The organism is Sphaerochaeta sp. PS, assembly GCF_032144095.1.
Lineage (GTDB): Bacteria > Spirochaetota > Spirochaetia > Sphaerochaetales > Sphaerochaetaceae > Sphaerochaeta.
This window is the reverse complement of the sequence record NZ_JAVSNJ010000012.1, coordinates 12,430-28,697: the sequence shown is the minus strand read 5'-3', so window position 1 is coordinate 28,697 and position 16,268 is coordinate 12,430. Positions and strand designations below refer to the sequence as shown.

The 16,268-nt window shown below is 51.8% G+C and carries 12 protein-coding genes; 8 read left to right on the top strand and 4 right to left on the bottom strand.

Annotated features, from left to right (window positions below; all coding sequences use genetic code 11):
• The first annotated feature begins 6 nt into the window (after window positions 1-6).
• Window positions 7-732: a tRNA (guanosine(46)-N7)-methyltransferase TrmB gene (trmB, locus tag ROJ03_RS10005; RefSeq protein WP_313726903.1), complete on the top strand. Its 726-nt coding sequence runs from the start codon at window positions 7-9 to the stop codon at window positions 730-732.
• A 136-nt stretch (window positions 733-868) separates the two neighbouring features.
• On the opposite strand, the gene fusA (ROJ03_RS10000) is transcribed toward trmB, so the two are convergent.
• On the bottom strand, window positions 869-2,953 hold the full coding sequence (gene fusA, locus ROJ03_RS10000; protein ID WP_313726902.1) for an elongation factor G: 2,085 nt from the start codon (window positions 2,951-2,953) through the stop codon (window positions 869-871).
• A gap of 303 nt (window positions 2,954-3,256) precedes the next feature.
• Between fusA (ROJ03_RS10000) and ROJ03_RS09995 the strand changes: the two genes are divergently transcribed.
• From ROJ03_RS09995 to ROJ03_RS09965, 7 genes are all read left to right on the top strand, one after another.
• Entirely contained in the window at window positions 3,257-3,946 is a 690-nt protein-coding gene (locus tag ROJ03_RS09995; protein ID WP_313726900.1) for a Crp/Fnr family transcriptional regulator, read from the top strand.
• A gap of 93 nt (window positions 3,947-4,039) precedes the next feature.
• Complete coding sequence (locus ROJ03_RS09990; RefSeq protein ID WP_313726899.1) at window positions 4,040-5,308, top strand: L-serine ammonia-lyase, iron-sulfur-dependent, subunit alpha; 1,269 nt, start codon at window positions 4,040-4,042, stop codon at window positions 5,306-5,308.
• A gap of 131 nt (window positions 5,309-5,439) precedes the next feature.
• Complete coding sequence (locus ROJ03_RS09985; protein WP_313726898.1) at window positions 5,440-6,357, top strand: dihydrodipicolinate synthase family protein; 918 nt, start codon at window positions 5,440-5,442, stop codon at window positions 6,355-6,357.
• Window positions 6,358-6,375: 18 nt separating this feature from the next.
• Entirely contained in the window at window positions 6,376-7,731 is a 1,356-nt protein-coding gene (locus tag ROJ03_RS09980; RefSeq protein WP_313726897.1) for an FAD-dependent oxidoreductase, read from the top strand.
• Window positions 7,732-7,740: 9 nt separating this feature from the next.
• Entirely contained in the window at window positions 7,741-8,163 is a 423-nt protein-coding gene (locus tag ROJ03_RS09975) for a DNA-binding protein (RefSeq protein ID WP_313726896.1), read from the top strand.
• Window positions 8,164-8,192: 29 nt separating this feature from the next.
• Window positions 8,193-9,179: a TAXI family TRAP transporter solute-binding subunit gene (locus ROJ03_RS09970; protein WP_313726895.1), complete on the top strand. Its 987-nt coding sequence runs from the start codon at window positions 8,193-8,195 to the stop codon at window positions 9,177-9,179.
• A gap of 68 nt (window positions 9,180-9,247) precedes the next feature.
• The gene (locus tag ROJ03_RS09965; protein WP_313726894.1) at window positions 9,248-11,158 is read left to right on the top strand and encodes a TRAP transporter fused permease subunit; all 1,911 of its coding nucleotides are present in this window, start codon (window positions 9,248-9,250) and stop codon (window positions 11,156-11,158) included.
• 182 nt (window positions 11,159-11,340) lie between these two features.
• Here the strand turns inward: ROJ03_RS09965 and ROJ03_RS09960 are convergent, their stop codons facing one another.
• From ROJ03_RS09960 to ROJ03_RS09950, 3 genes are all read right to left on the bottom strand, one after another.
• Entirely contained in the window at window positions 11,341-11,664 is a 324-nt protein-coding gene (locus ROJ03_RS09960; protein ID WP_313726893.1) for a helix-turn-helix transcriptional regulator, read from the bottom strand.
• A gap of 157 nt (window positions 11,665-11,821) precedes the next feature.
• A complete protein-coding gene (gene fusA / locus ROJ03_RS09955) occupies window positions 11,822-13,852 on the bottom strand; it encodes an elongation factor G (RefSeq protein ID WP_313726892.1) in 2,031 nt (676 codons plus the stop codon).
• Between the two features lie 51 nt (window positions 13,853-13,903).
• Window positions 13,904-16,225 carry a heavy metal translocating P-type ATPase gene (locus ROJ03_RS09950; protein ID WP_313726891.1) on the bottom strand — a complete coding sequence of 774 codons (2,322 nt, stop codon included), beginning with the start codon at window positions 16,223-16,225 and terminating at the stop codon, window positions 13,904-13,906.
• Window positions 16,226-16,268 lie beyond the last annotated feature (43 nt).

Sequence of the window (16,268 nt, the reverse complement as noted above, 5' to 3'; positions counted from 1 at the left end):
GTTAGGATGGATACGATTTTTGACGAGATCCCCTCATTGGCAACTGTGGAGACTCGTGAACTAGGCACCCACAGGCCGATAAAGAGTTTTGTCTTGCGCTCGGGCTCGTTGAAGCCCTTCCAGATAGAGGCCCTTCGTCTCTACCACAAGAGCCATGTGCTTGAATTCCAGCCGAAGGTGGTGGATTTCAAGGCTCTGTTCGGCAATGACAAGCCATTGATCATTGAAATTGGGTTTGGCATGGGCTCCTCAACGCATAGGATTGCCAAGGAGCGTGATGAATACAACTACCTTGGTCTTGAGGTGTTCCTCTCCGGCTTTGCCAAATTGCTCTCCCTGGTCGGAAAGGATGGCATGGAAAACATCAGGCTCATGCGCTTTGACGCTGTGGATGTCCTAACTTCCATGATAGCCGACTCCTCCGTTGCAGGCTTTCATATTTTCTTTCCTGATCCCTGGCAAAAGAAAAAGCACCAGAAGAGGAGGCTTATCCAGGAGCCTCTGGCAAGGCTTCTTGCCAACAAGCTCAAACAGGGTGGCTATATCTACTGTGTTACAGACTGGGAGGAGTATGCCTTCCAGATGGTGGATGTCTTTGCAAAGGTCCCTTCGTTGGTGAACCCCTATGGGGGCTTTGCCCCTCCAAGGCCATGGAGGCCCACTACCAGCTTTGAGCAGAAGGGTCTGGCCCAGGAGTTTCCCATCAATGAGGTGTGGGTCGAGAAGATCTGACCACCATCATTGGCAACAAAATAAAGCCAATAATGAGGGAAGGGAGCTTGCCGCCGCAAACTCCCTTCCAAATTCTTTACAAATGCACTCTCAAGCAATCAGAGTAAAACCTTTCGGTTCCTGATTGTTCCCCATCCTACGCCTCTTCCTCTTGCAAGGATTCCTTGTAGGAGCTAATTACCTCATCGGCAAGCCTGCCGCTCAACGGCTCGTAATGGTCGAATTCCATTTCGAAGCTTCCCGTGCCACTGGTCATAGACTTGAGGTCAATGGCATAGTTCAACAGTTCAGATTGGGGAACAAGGGCCTTTACAAGCTGTAGATGCCCAATATCCTCCTGCCCCAAAACCCTACCCCGTTTTCCGGAGAGGTCGGAGAGGATATCTCCCAGATACTCATTCTCTATATATACACTAAGTTTCATGATGGGTTCAAGTAGCACGGCCCCGGCCTTTGCCATGGCCAACTTCATAGCTCCCTTTGCAGCGAGCTTGAACGCCATTTCGCTCGAGTCTACAGGGTGCTCCTTTCCATCGACGAGGGTGATGCCCACATCAACCACAGGATAGCCGGCCAAAAAGCCTTCGAGCATCTGTTCGTGCAGGCCCTTCTCGATGCCAGGGATGTAGCCCTTGCTCACCGAACCTCCCTTGATGGCGTTGGTGAAGCTATACTGCTCGCCACGTTCGATAGGTTCTATCTCAATGAGGACACGGGCGTACTGGCCATGGCCACCGCTCTGCTTCTTGTGGGAGTATTCGACTACGCCACTCTTTTTGGTGATGGTCTCACGGTAGGCAACCCTAGGCAGTTTTGTCTGGATGGTGATCTTCTGCTTGTCCATGATCTTGTTCAGGATCATGTTGATGTGCAGTTCTCCCATCCCTGATACCACCGACTCCTTGGTCTCCTCGTTGAATCGGATCATGAAGGTGAGGTCCTCTTCCTTTACCTTGTGCAGGGCCTCGTTCATCTTGACTTCACTCTTCTTGTCCTCAGCCGAGATGGCAAGGGCATAGATGGGTTGTGGGAAGGCTACCTTCTTGAACTTGAAGTTGAGGTCAGTATTTTCCAGAAGGGTGGAGTTGGTCGCTGCAATATTGCTCTTTGCTATGATACCAATGTCCCCGGCGCACAGGGCATCAACCTCGACGAGTTTCTTGCCTATCATGCGGTAGACCTTTCCTGCACGTTCCTTCTTCCCTATTGAGGGATTGTACAGCTCGGTATCCCCTCTCAGGGTACCGGTGACTACCTTCAGGAAGCTGAGCTTGCCGCTGAACTGGTCAAGGGTTGTCTTGAACACAACAGCACTTGCCATTCCTTCCTCGGTAATGGGGTAGGGGGTGACATTCCCTTCCTTGTCATAGACCCACTCATTCTTGCCCAGTGGTTTGGGGAAGTTGTAGCGGATGAAGTTCAGCATGCTCGTTATTCCAAGGCCTAGTTCACCTGCACCACAGAACACCGGTACGACACGGTTCTGGTCAAGCCCTTCCCTCAGGCCCCGGCGTATTTCATCCTTGTCCAGGGTACCTGCCTCAAAGTATTTTTCTATCAGGTCATCGGCACCTTCAGCCGCATTCTCAATGAGGGCTGACCGATATTCTTCAACATACTCCTTCAGGTCTTCAGGAATTTCAGTTGCTTTTTCCTTTCCATCATCACCCAGGGCATAGTACTGGTTCTCTATGAGGTTGATGACACCCTTGAAATCCTTACCCGATCCCACAGGGATGACCACCGGGATAAAGGTCGTCTTGAATGTGTCATTGAGGTCCTGCAATACTGCAGTATAGTCTGCACGGTCGCGATTCATCTTGTTGATGAATACCGCCCGTGGTTTGTTTCTTTCATCAAGATGGCGCCAAAGCTTGATGGTCTCTATCTGTGCACCATCGCGTCCATCCACTACCATCAGGGCTGATTCGCAGGAACGAAATCCGCAGATGGTCTCTCCGATAAACGCTGCCGTTCCCGGAGTATCGAGAAGATTGAGTGTCTTGCCTTCCCAGTTAAGGGAGACAAGGGAGGCGTGAATGGAGATCTTGTTTGCGATCTCCTCTTCAGTAAAGTCGCTGGTCGTTTTTCCACTTGCTACGGTTTCTGCCCGGGAAATCACTTTTGCATAGAACAACATCTGTTCCAATAACGTGGTTTTCCCGGTTTCGTTGTGGCCAATGATTGCGACATTCCTCAGGTCTGTGCTGACAACGCTCATAATTCCTCCTTTGATCACCAGTTGGTACCTGGTGTCTGTAAAACGCTTGAACCAATGGTAAGCCCCCCAACCCCATAAGTCAAAAGAATTCTTTATATGATGGTTTTGACACTGGCCCGAATAAGATACATCCCATTCTTGCCCCAAATGAAATATTCCCGTATGGGTGGAACTGTGGTTTAATGGGGGTAAGACTAGGAGAGAGTCCGAAAAATGGGAAGGGAATCCCTCCCTTCCCATTGTTGACAACACCGTAGCGACCCTCTAGTATTATGGAGCCAAGGTTCTTTTGGAGGATCGTCCATGCAACATTTTTTGAATTCCAGCTACACCTTCCCCCTGGTGAAGGACCCCAAGCTTGAGAGCCTGCTCCTTCGGTATTCCAATGAATCCGTTCTCCCTGCAAAGTCCAAGTTCCTGGAATATGGTGATACTCTGGATGGCATGTACTACGTCTTCAGTGGAAGGACGAAACACTATATCCTAGGGGAAGATGGGGCTGAGAAGATCCTCTATACCCTGAGTGCCGGTTGGTTCTTCGGGGAGACGCCTTTGGTTCTGCATGAACCCACCGGCCTGATCAGCGAGACGATGGAGCCTTCAGTTCTCTGGAAGCTTCCCTACAGTTCGTACGACCGTCTGCTGGACGAGAGCAAGCTGTTCCGTACCTCCATCATGAACTGCATGTCGCGAAAACTTTTGATCCTTCGCCATGAGATAGAGAACCTGGTATTCAATCCTTGCAAACAGCGGATCATGCAGCTATTGTGCTCCACAGCGAATACAGCTTCCCTCCAGGAAGGGAACTGGTATGACCTGTACACCCACTACACGCAATATGAGATCAGCACCATCATTGGCAGTGCCCGTGTAACCACCAGCAAGCTGATCAACGAACTGTGCAATAGTGGCTATATCAGAATACTGAATCGAAAGATCCAGGTTTCCAAGGAAGCCTATGAAGTTGTAGCAGAGGATGACGAGCTTTTGTAACAAAGTATCACTTGCATAGTTTTCTACTCTGTTCTCTCTGGCATAGCGTTCTGCACCATACCTTGTAGACTTCTTCCCATAGAGGTATCAGGTATGGAAAGCACCCAGTATGCACACTATCTAGCGCTATTGACCCAGGAGTTGGTTCCAGCCTTAGGGTGTACGGAACCAATAGCGATTGCCTTTGCATCAGCCAAGGCAAGAGAGCTTCTTGGCTCCCTTCCCCAGTCAATCGTCGTCTATTGCAGTGCAAATATCATTAAGAATGTGAAGAGTGTAACAGTACCGAATTCAGGGAATCTGAAAGGGGTGGCTGCCAGTGCCATCCTTGGAGCCCTGGGTGGTGATGCTTCCCTGAACCTGAACACCCTCTCCTCAGTAACCCAGGATGATAGGGATTTGGCCACAATGTACCTGGGTCAGGGGCTCTGTGAAGTCAGGCTCTTGGAAAAAGCCGAAAACCTCCATATCATTGTTGAGATGCGCTCTGGAGAGCAGAGTGCATCGGTTGAGATCACAAAATCCCATACCAACATCCATCGTATGGAAAGAAATGGAGTGGAACTACCGCTTGGGCAAAGCAGAACACAATCAGATGAGGCTTGTGACTTCTCATTCCTTTCCCTGGAAGGGATCATGGCGTTTGTCGAAGCTCTCGACATAGAGGATGTACGGTCACTGCTCGATATGCAGGTAGCATGCAATATGGATATTGCCCAGGAAGGGCTGAAGCATACCTGGGGTGCCAATGTGGGCCAATCCCTTCTCAAGCATTATGGATCGGACATCAGGATACTGGCAAAGGCTTTGCCCGCAGCAGGAAGCGATGCACGAATGAGTGGATGCAGCATGCCAGTAATCATCAACAGTGGAAGCGGAAACCAGGGCCTCACGGCCAGCCTCCCTGTTATTGCCTATGCTTCCTCTCTGAACAGCCCTGAAGATCGTACCTACCGGGCCCTGGTCTTGAGCAACCTCGTTGCAATCTACCAGAAATCCCTGTTGGGCAAGCTCAGTGCATTTTGTGGTGCCGTTTCCGCTGCCGCAGGTTCAGGAGCAGGCATTGCCTACCTGTTTGGCTCCCCCCTCTCTGTCATCGAGGCCACCATCACCAATACCCTTGCCAATGTCTCCGGTATTGTCTGTGATGGGGCAAAGGCCTCTTGTGCCGCAAAGATTGCCTCGGCCGTTGATGCTGCTCAGATGGGGTACTACATGGCTAGTGATGACAGGTCTTTCCAAAGTGGGGAAGGTCTGGTCCAGGAGGATGCCGACAAGACCATCCATACGATAGGGCGACTTGGTAGGGAAGGGATGAGAGCCACCGACCTGGAAATATGCAAGATCATGTTGGAAAACTAATTTTTTAAGCAGTCATGTGTAACAAATGCTACACATGATGCAAGTATAACGCCTGCTTGGAAAAGCTGTCGTAGAGTATATGCAAGGATCATGGACTGAAGTCCTGGGATCCAAAGGAGCACTAAGTTACCATGATTCAATTGTCAGGTTCGTTTGTTGCAATGCCAACACCCTTCACTTCCGACAACAAGATTGACTATACAGGGTTTTCAACCCTCATCGACAGACAGATACGCTATGGAACAACCCAGCTTTTTGTCCTGGGATCCGCCGGTGAGGTCACGTTGTTGACCATTGAAGAAAAGAAACAGATCGTGCACGAGGTCATCAAGATGACCCAGGGCCGTATTCCGGTATTCTTCAGCGCTGCCTCCTTCACCACGGACCAGAGCATCGAATTTGCCCAGTATTGTGAAAAAGAAGGGGCCGATGGTGTCATCTTCACCGTTCCTCCCTATGTCCTTATTCCACAGACTTCTGTCTTTGCTCATTTTGACGCTTGCATGGGCTCGATAGGCATTCCCTGCGGCATCTACAACAATCCGTCCAGGCTCGGGGTGACAGTAACTCCTGAGACCATCAAGAAGCTCTCCGACCTGCATAGCAATTTTGTATTGGACAAAGAAGCAATGCCTAATGTTGAGCAGCTTGTCCAGGTGCAGAGGCTGTGTGAAGGGAAGGTAAAGATCATGTGCTGTGACTATCCCAAATATTCCATCGTCCTGCCAACCTTGGCCGTTGGTGGAACCGGCACCGCAAATATCGGTGGGAACATCATCCCTGAAGAGGTCGCCTTGTACTCACGTCCCTGGACAGACTTCGAGAGAGTGGAAACCTCAAGGACAGAGTATTTCAAGTGGTTTCCTCTGCTGCAGCAGCTCTATACCTTTTCCAATCCGATCGTCATCAAGGCAGCACTGGAAATCCTGGGTTTGCCAGGTGGCCATCTCAGAAAGCCCTACCAGGAGTATGTCGGCCATCACAGGGATGAGTTGGAGAAGATGATGGGCGAGATGGGTGTCATCGACAAGTATGGGGCCAGGTACTGATTCCAAGGAGGAAGGGGCATGATCGATCCAAGAAGCTTGCTCGTCATCGGGGGAACCGCTGCCGGCCTGAGTGCGGCATCCAAGGCCAAGAGGCTCGATCCCTCACTGCAGGTAACGGTATTTGAAAAAACAGGATACATCAGCTATGGAGCATGTGGCCTGCCATATTTTGTCGGAGGCCTCATTGAGGACCCGGAGGATCTGGTCTCAGTATCCGCCCAGGTGATGCGCGAGAAGAGGGGTATCGAGGTCAAAACGCTCACTGAAGTCCTGTCGATCGATAGGATGAACAAGAGCATAGTTGCAAGGGATCTTGCTACAGGCCTGGAAACAGCCTATGGCTATACCTTCCTGGTGATCGCCACAGGAGCATCTCCAATCATTCCCCCGATCGAAGGGCTGAGGGCTGAGGGTGTCTGCGTCCTGCGCAATGTCGAGGATGGTATCCATATGAGGGCATTGGCTAGACAGAGCCGCCGTGCATGCATCATAGGTGGTGGCTTCATCGGTCTGGAACTTGCTGAGGAACTGACACAGGTAGGGCTCAAGGTGACCCTGGTGGAGGCCCTTGACCGCCTATTGCCTTTCCTCCCTGAGAGCTTTTCGGAAAAGGTCAGGCAACATCTGGAAATGCATGGGGTTGATGTCTTTCTGGGATCAACGGTCAAGCGTCTTGAGCAGAAGGATGGAAAGGTCTCTGCAGTTGTGGATTCCACCATGCGCTCCATCCCTACTGAAATGGTTGTGCTCTCTGTGGGTGTCAGGCCCGCTTCATCCCTTGCCCAGGAGGCTGGTCTTGCACTGGGTTTCAGGGGTGGGATTGTGGTGGATGGGCAGCAAAGGACGGGTGACAGTGCAATCTGGGCGTGTGGGGACTGTGTCCAGATGTACCATCTGGTTACCGGAAAACCTACCTATGTCCCTTTGGGTACGACAGCAAACAAGATGGGTAGGGTAGCCGGTAGCGATATAGGAGGGGAGCGTGCTCGCTTTCCTGGTGTGCTCGGTTCACAGGTTACCAAGGTCTTTGACCTGTACATAGCGGCAACCGGTCTCTCTTTCGAGGAAGCTGTGCGAAATGGGTATGATGTCCAGCACTCATCCATTACAAAAGCGGACAAGGCCTCATACTACCCAGGCGGAAAACAGAACCATATCAATTTGGTATTTGAAAAAACGAGCGGTCGTTTGCTTGGTGCCCAGGCGGTGGGAAGTGAATCGGTGGCCGGCAGGATAAATGTCCTGGCAGCATGCATCACAGCCGGTTTTACCCTCGAGCAGGTCAATGACCTGGATCTGGTGTATGCCCCCCCGGTGGCACCTGTATATGACCCAATTCTCATTGCCGCCAGCCAGGCGATGAAGGTAGTGTAGGAGTATCCCATGGAATCTTTGCTGCAAGTGATTGTTCCCGCTGGTGCAAGCATCAAAAGGACGATCCTGGATTATTTATTGGAACATAACCTTTCCAATGTGTATATCATTGGGGCGATCGGGTCGGCGAAGAATGTGTGCGTTGCTTCTCCCATCGAACCGGACCTGCCCTTGCGTACTGTCGAGGTCCCTTTCCATGTTTCGTGTGAAGTAGTGGGCTTCACTGGCGAGGTGATGGTTTGGGAGGATGTGGACCCTGTTTTGAAGGCAATGTACCCCGACAAGGATGACCCGTTGTTCTTGCATATCCACATAGCCTGTGCAACCGCAGGGGGACATGTGTTCGGCGGGGGATTCAGGGGAGGCGAGGCCTTCAGGTCCTTGAGGGTATTTATGGTCTGTTGTGATCGAGTTTCAAATTCAATCTTGTGATTGAACAGATAGTAGTGGAGGAAAGAAGAATGAAACGAACCTTGTCAGTATTGCTCCTGTTGGCTCTTGTGCTGTTGCAGATGCCCGCCCAAGGATCTAAAGAGGGCCCTAGTGCCGCACCAAAGCGGTATTCCATCGGAACCAGTTCCAGTGGCGGAAACTTCTATCTTATCGGTGGAGGCCTAGCAACCATCCTGAACAACGCCCTACCAGGGCAGTTTGTCTTTACTTCTGAGGAGACTGGTGGCTCGACCGCCAACCTTGCAATGATCGAGGGTGGAGAGGCAGAGATTGGCTTTGCAATGACTTCCGCCCTATATGAAGGGGCCAAGGGAATTGCAAAGTGGACAAATGGCAAGCCAATGACCAAAGTGCTTGGGCTTGTTCCTCTATACCCCTCATATATGACCATGTATACCCTTACTTCCAGTCCCGTCAAGAGTTTGTCCGATTACAATGGAAGGATAGTTGGCCTGGGATCCAAGGGAGCGGCAATGGACAGCGTCCTTCGTGCCGTCTTCACCAACATGGGTATCGTCCCCAGTTCCATTTTCAACGATGGCCATGGCGCTACGGCCACTGCGGTCTCCCAAGGTCAGGTTGATGTTGCCGTCCTCTTCTCCTATCCTCCCTTTGCCTCCATCACCGAGCTTGAGGCGACCAGAAGCCTCAGGTTCATCGGCCTTACCCCCAAGGAACAGAAGTACCTGACAGATACCTACCCCTTCTACAGTGCTGCCGTCATGCCCAAGGGCTCCTATGTAGGGGCAACCTCTGACGTCCCTACCATTTCGGAGTGGAACATGCTGGTAGTCTCAGCCGACCTGTCCGTTGATGAGGTCTATCTCATCGCCAAGACCCTGTTCGAAAAGAATCCTGAACTGTTGGCTGTGCACAATAGCCTCAAGTATGCCACAGGTGATAATGCCGCAAACTTCAACATTCCCCTCCATCCAGGTGTTATCAAATACCTGAAGGAGAAGGGCATCGCTGTAGATGCAAGGCTTGTCCCGTAAGTATCCAGCCTGCCTCCGCCTTTTGTGCGGGGGCAGGATATCCCTGTGAAGGTCCAAGGAGTCCCTGTATGCAGAAAACTGACCAGCTCTACAAGAAGTTTGTGTCATCAACCATTATGTTCGTTTCGGTTTTTGCCCTTGCACTGCATGTGGGTAATTTTACCGTATTCACCTTACCATCGATCAAATTCTATGCCTATCACGTGATGATCGGCCTTGTCCTCATTTTTCTGTACTATCCTCTTGAGAAATCCAATACTGGGGCAAGTGTACAGGCCAAGGTTGCGCTACGCATCGTTGACTGGACACTTATTGCCTTGGTCATGGTCGTTAGCCTGTTTGTCATCCTCAATTTTGAAAACTACTCCCAGGACATGCAAAACAACATCATCACCAACGAAATCTATATCTTTGGCCTAATCCTTACCTTGATCGTCCTGGAGGCCTCTCGCCGGGTTCTGGGTATCATCCTGCCCATCATTGCAATTCTGGCGATCATATATGCCCTCATTGGCGGCCATATCCCTGGCTTGTTCGGTAACCGGGGGTATTCCTTGCGCCGGGTGGTTCTGGCCCTGTTCAGTGACCGTGGTATCTTTGGCATCCCAACCGGTACCAGTGCCTCGAATGTCTATCTCTTCCTGATGTTTGCCGCCTATCTCAATGTCTCGGGTGCTGACATCATATTCCAGGATATAGCCATTGCCCTTGCAGGGAAGAAGCGCGGGGGGCCTGCCAAGATGGCTGTAGTCGCCAGTGCCCTGTTTGGAACCATCTCAGGCAGCTGTGTTGCCAACGTGGTAAGCACCGGGGCATTCACCATCCCCCTGATGAAGCGCAACGGCTACTCCAAGGCGACAGCAGGGGCTGTCGAGGCTGTTGCTTCGACTGGAGGGCAGATCATGCCTCCCATAATGGGCGCCGCCGCGTTCGTTCTGGCCGATGTTGCAGGTATTCCCTATTCAACGGTCTGTATCGGTGCCACTATCCCCGCTCTGATGTACTATCTTTGCCTGTTCAAGATGGTAGATCTCGAGGCGGTAAAATTCAGCATCAAGGGCTTGGATCCCTCTGAACTTCCTAGCCTGAAAGACTCTTTGGCAAGAGGAATCAAGCTGTTTGTCCCTGTGGCTGTCCTATTGGTCCTTCTTCTTGGATTCAAGACCACTCCCATGAAAGCTGCCATCTATGCTACCCTTGCCATCATTGTTATGGGTATGCTGGACAAAAAAGAGAGGCTCACAGTCTCAGGCGTCCTGGAAGGGGCTGTTGCTTCTGGCCGATCGCTCTGTGCAGTGCTCAGTGCCTGTGCGGCCTCTGGTATCGTTGTTGGCATCTTCTCCCTTACCGGGCTTGGCCTGAAGTTCTCAAACTTCATCGTCCAGATGGGGAATACCTCCCTCATCCTTTCCTTGGTACTTTCAATGATAGTATGCGCAATCCTTGGGATGGGGCTGCCGACCACTGCTGCCTACATCGTATGCGCTACGGCAATTGCCCCGGCATTGACAAAACTGGGACTTCCAATCCTCTCAGCACACCTGTTCTTGCTCTATTTCGCATCGATGTCGGCAATTACCCCCCCTGTGGCAGTGGCATCCTATGCGGCGGCGGGTATAGCGGATGAGAACCCCATGAAGGTCAGCATGGTCGCCTTCAAGCTTGGCATCTCTGGGTTTATTCTTCCCTTTGCCTTTGCCTTCAATGCTGACTATCTGGTAATTGGGTTCAATATCACAACCTTGGTCACCCTCATCTCAGCTGTTGTGGTCTCCTACTCAGTTGCAATTTTCCTGCAGGGGTTCGTAGAAGGGAAAATCTCCTTTCTTGAGCGCGCCCTCTATTTTGTGGTAGCGGCAGTGGCCATCAGTTCCTATATCGGTTGGTCCCTTATGGCTGCCGCTGTATTCGTTCTTCTCTACTTTGGCAGAAAACTGCAGGCCAGCAGACGAGCCATCCCCTCCGGTGTGACGGGGTAGGCGATGTGCTCCCAGGAAGGGAGCATGGTTGAGGAGAGCAACACTGTAGGCTCGAAGTGCAGATAGGTCGGGTAAGCCATTTGGCCCCCGATTTTTTTTTGCATTAAAAAAGCAGACCCATCTGCACGATGAATCCGCTTTTATCATGATACACACTATCGTGTAGAGAATGTCGGTTTGAGTTACCTTGTAAAACTCACGTTGACATCGATGAGATGGCTGATGTCCTGCTTGAGTTTGTATGCGAACTGGTCCATGACACTCACATCATTGGGCAGTTTGTCTCCGTCTTCACAAAACAGGGTCCAGCAAGGGACGTCAAGAGCTGCACTGATCTTCTCGATGGTAGCAAAGGAAGGTGCCTTCCTGGATGTCTCGATCTCAGTGACAAAGGAAGTGGAAACCCCTATCTTGTCGGCAAGCTGTGCTTGTGTCAAAGAGAGTTTTCTTCTCCTCTCCTTTAGGTTTCTTGCGAAGATGTCCTGTAAGTTGTAAGTTCTAGCCATGTTGTACTCCTCTTTCACTAATCACTACATTCCAGTTACTAAACAAGTTTAGCAGGTCTGCAATATATATTTCATCATCTTTTCTCACCTATATTCTAGGCATGGAAACAGATATTAGGCAAGGGTTTGGGTGGTTATTTTTCATGGTTTTCAGAGATTACTGTTGTTTCTGGGCATAATGGTTGAACTGCATGGAAAATGTCCCTCTTCCTTGTGTTGCTGAGCGAAGGATCGTGGAATACCCAAAAAGTTGAGACAGGGGAGCCTGTGCATGGATATATTCTCCACTGGGTCTGCTCTCAATGCTGTTGACCAATCCTCTTCGGCTTGTCAGGCTGGAAATTGCCTCTCCAACGAATAGGGAAGGGACAGCGATCGTCACCTGCATGATGGGTTCCATGAGGACAGGGTTCGCCTGTTGGGCCACTTTGTCAAAGCACATGGCGGCACAAGCCTCAAAGGCAAACTCAGAGGCAGTAAGCTCGCTGTAGCCGATGGCAGTCACCTCTACATCGAGGTCGCACACCTCGTAGCCGAGTTGGATGCCACTGCTGAAGGAGTTGGTCACCCCACGCTTCACCGCCTCATAGTAGAGCTCCGGCATCCCCTTCACCTTTGCAGAGCAATGGTAGTTTGTCCCGCTACCGCTAGGCAGTGGCTTGACAGTCAGGGTTACGGAGGCGGTATTTTCCTTTCCCGCAATCACCTTGGAGAACTGTTCCGTTCCAGTTGCAGTGGCCAGGATCGATTCCCGATAGGTTACCTGGGGCTTGCCAATTCTTGCCTGGATCTTCATCTCCTTGGTCAGGCGGGTCACCAGCACATCGAGATGCAGCTCCCCCATCCCGCTGATGATCAGCTGTCCTGTCTCCTGGTCGTCCCTGTAGGTGAAGGTTGGGTCTTCCTGGGTAAGGGTGGTAAGGGCGGCACGTAGCTTCTCCCCATCGCTGAGGGTGTTGGGCTCGATGGCAACCGAAATCACCGGAGTGGGGAAGTGCATCTCCTCAAGCAGGATCTGTGCCCCCTCACTGCCGATGGTATCACCGGTCCTTCCTTCCTTGAAGCCCACTATCACCCCAATGTCCCCAGCTTCAAGCTCGGTGATCTCCTCGGGGCGGTTTGCATGCATGCGAAGGATCCTGTTGACCCTTTCCCGCTTCTTTTTGGTGATGTTCATGATGGAGGTACCCTTCTTGATGGTACCATTGTACATGCGTACAAAACACAATGGCCCAGCTTCCCTGTCGACCTGGATCTTGAAGATCAGGCCCAGTGGGGCCTTGTCCTGGCTATAGCCAACCTCCACTTCCTTGCCTGTCTTCTGGTTCACACCCAAGATCGGGGGAACTTCCGACGGTGAGGGAAGGTAGTCTATCACCCCGTCAAGCAGGGCCTGGACCCCGATATCCTTGAGGGAGGAGCCTACGAAGACAGGAAGGGCACTCCTTTCGATGGTAGCCTTCTTCAGGGTCTTCTGTATCAGTTCGAGGGGGATCTCCTCTCCCTCAAAGTAGAGCTCGGTGATCTCGTCGCTGAAGGAGGCGACGCTGTCGATGAGCCGCTCTCTCCACTGCTGTGCCATTTCAGACAGGGATGCAGGGATCTCATTCTCGACGATCGTCTTTCCCTGGTCGGTGGAATCGTAGGTTATGTACTTTTGGGTCATCAGGTTGATGATTCCCTTGAAATCATTCTCCGATCCTACTGGGACAAAGAGCGGTACAGTATTTGCCCCAAGCTTGGTCTGGATCTCGTTGAGGGCTTCCTCAAAGTTCGCACCAAGACGGTCCATCTTGTTGATGAACGCAATCCGGGGGACCTTGTAGGTGTCGGCCTGTCTGTATACCGTCTCGGTCTGGGGCTCGACCCCGCCGACAGCACAGATGACCATGACAGCCCCATCGAGGACCCGGAGGGAACGTTCTACCTCTGCGGTAAAGTCAACGTGTCCGGGGGTATCGATGATGTTTATCTGATGGTTTTTCCAGAAACAGGTTGTTGCGGCACTGGCAATGGTTATGCCACGGTCCTGTTCCTGCTCCATGAAATCCATGGTGGCTTCGCCGTTGTCTACTTCGCCGATGCGATGGTTCTCCCCTGTATAGAAGAGGATTCTCTCCGTGGTAGTGGTTTTCCCCGCATCTATATGTGCCATTATGCCAATATTTCTTGTCAGTTTCTCATTCATTTCTCTATCCTTACACGATCTGAGCTACGATAGCATAGATTGAGTGGATAATCAACGCGCAGGATTCCCCAGGAGGATACGCAGCGCATTGAGAATCGCAAGAATTGCAACCCCCACATCGGCAAAAACCGCCCACCACATGGTAGCGTAGCCTAAAGCACCAAGGACGAGAGTGATGGCCTTGATCGACAGGGCAAATGTTATGTTCTGCACTACGATTCTCTTGGTTTTCCTTGCTATCGCCATAACCCGTGGGATGGAGAGCAGGTCATCATTCATGATGACGATGTCAGCAGCCTCAATGGCTGCGTCGCTGCCCATGGACCCCATGGCGATGCCTACCTTGGAGCGGGCAAGAACCGGGGCATCGTTGATCCCATCCCCGACAAAGGCTATGTGGGGGGAGTCAGCTTCCAGGCGGATAAAGGCCTCCACCTTCTGCTGTGGGAGCAGCAGGGCTTGCGTCTCGTCGATCCCCACCCTCTGTGCAATGGAGTTGGCGACAGCCAGGGTATCTCCGCTGAGCATGACACTTCGTTTGATTCCCATGGCCTTGATCTTACCGATAGCCTCTTTTGCATTGGCTTTTGGCATATCCTCTACAAAGAATGTAGCTGCGAGCTTGCCATCGATGGAGAGCAGGACAGAGGTGCCCAAGCCCTTGCTTTCGTCAGCGACGGCTATTCCTTTTTCCCTAAGGAGACGGGCATTGCCAGCCACCAGGGCGTGGCCCTCGACCAAGCCTTCTATGCCAAGGCCGGAAATTTCGGTTACCTCGCTTGCATGGATGGTATCATCGGCCTGCCCAAACGATGCCAAGGCATTTGCAATGGGGTGGGTACTGCTTTTTTCCAGGATTGCCAGTAGGCGAGATGCCTCTTTTTCCGTATAGGGGCTGGGAACTGCGAGCTGGACGCTGACCACGGCGAAGTTCCCCTCGGTGATGGTCCCTGTCTTGTCGAATACCATGGTATCGATCTTGCTCAAGGCCTCCAGATAGTTGCCACCCTTGACCAGGATGCCATAGGTGGCACTTTTGCCGATCCCGGCAAAATAGGAGAGGGGGACGGAGATCACCAGGGCACAAGGACAGCTGATGACCAAGAATACGAGGGCCCTATAGAGCCAGAGTGAAAAGCTTCCTACCAACAGGGTAGGGACAATGGCTATGAGGGCGGCGAGCAAGACCACAATGGGTGTGTAATACCTTGCAAATTTGGTGATGAACTGCTCGGTAGGGGCCTTGTGGGAGGTTGCATCCTCCACGAGGGCCATGATCTTGCTGACCGTACTCTCCCTGTAGGGTTTGGTTACCTCAAGCTCTATGACCGAACCAAGGTTTACCGAACCGCTGAGGGCCTCATCACCGCTTTCGACAAAGCGTGGCACACTCTCCCCGGTCAGGCTCCTGGTGTCGATCGACGTGCTGCCCTTGATGACAATCCCATCAAGGGGGATCCTCTCCCCATTGAGGACACGCACCACTGATCCCACCTCGACCTGTTCAGGCGCGACCTGGAGTGTCCCCTCCTCGGTAACCAGGCGGGCACACTCGCTTTTCAGGTTCATCGCTTCAGCTATGGACCTTCTGCTGCTGTCCACAGCTGCCCCCTGGAAGTACTCGCCTACCTGGTAGAAGAGCATGACAGCAGCCCCCTCGCTAAACTGGGAGATTGCCATCGCCCCAAGGGATGCAATACTCATCAAAAAGTTCTCGTCAAAGACTCTTCCCTTGAGGATATTCCTTCCTGCCTTCAGCAGCACATCGTAGCCGCTGAGCAGGTATGCCGCCACTATGAACCACTGGGAGGTCTGATTGTCCTTGAAAACCATCCCAATTGCCAACAAGGTCAGGGAGGCGAGTAGCCTGGCAAGGTTCTTGTTCAACCAAGGTGAATGGCTTGCCTCTGTGCTTTTTGTTTCGTTGATAAAAATTAGGGAGGCATCAACACCCTTGGCAACCTCAATGACCTTACTCCAGAACGATCCGCTTACAGTAGAGGTAGTCTTGACGGTGAGTTTGCTCTGCATGAAGTCGAGGGAAACCTCAGAAACACCATGCATGCGGGATATGGCTTTCTCCACGTCGGATGCACAGGACGCACAGTCCAGTCCCTCAAGCCTCCAGGTCTTGGAATATCCAGCTTCCAGTGGCTCCATGACCAAGGATGGTTCGACAGATTTCGCCACCTTCTCGAGGTTCGCCCAAAACAGGTGGTCCTGGCTAGTGGTACTCTCCACGGTGAGCTTTTTGGTCATGAAGTTCAGGCGTGCTACCTTGACCCCCGCTTGAGAGGATATTTTGTGTTCTATCTCTGCTGAGCAGTTAGCACAATCGAGGTTTTCCAGATTCCAGGTTCTTGTTAGCGGCAAAGAGAGCCTCCTATATATTTATATATGATTGAATACAAATATA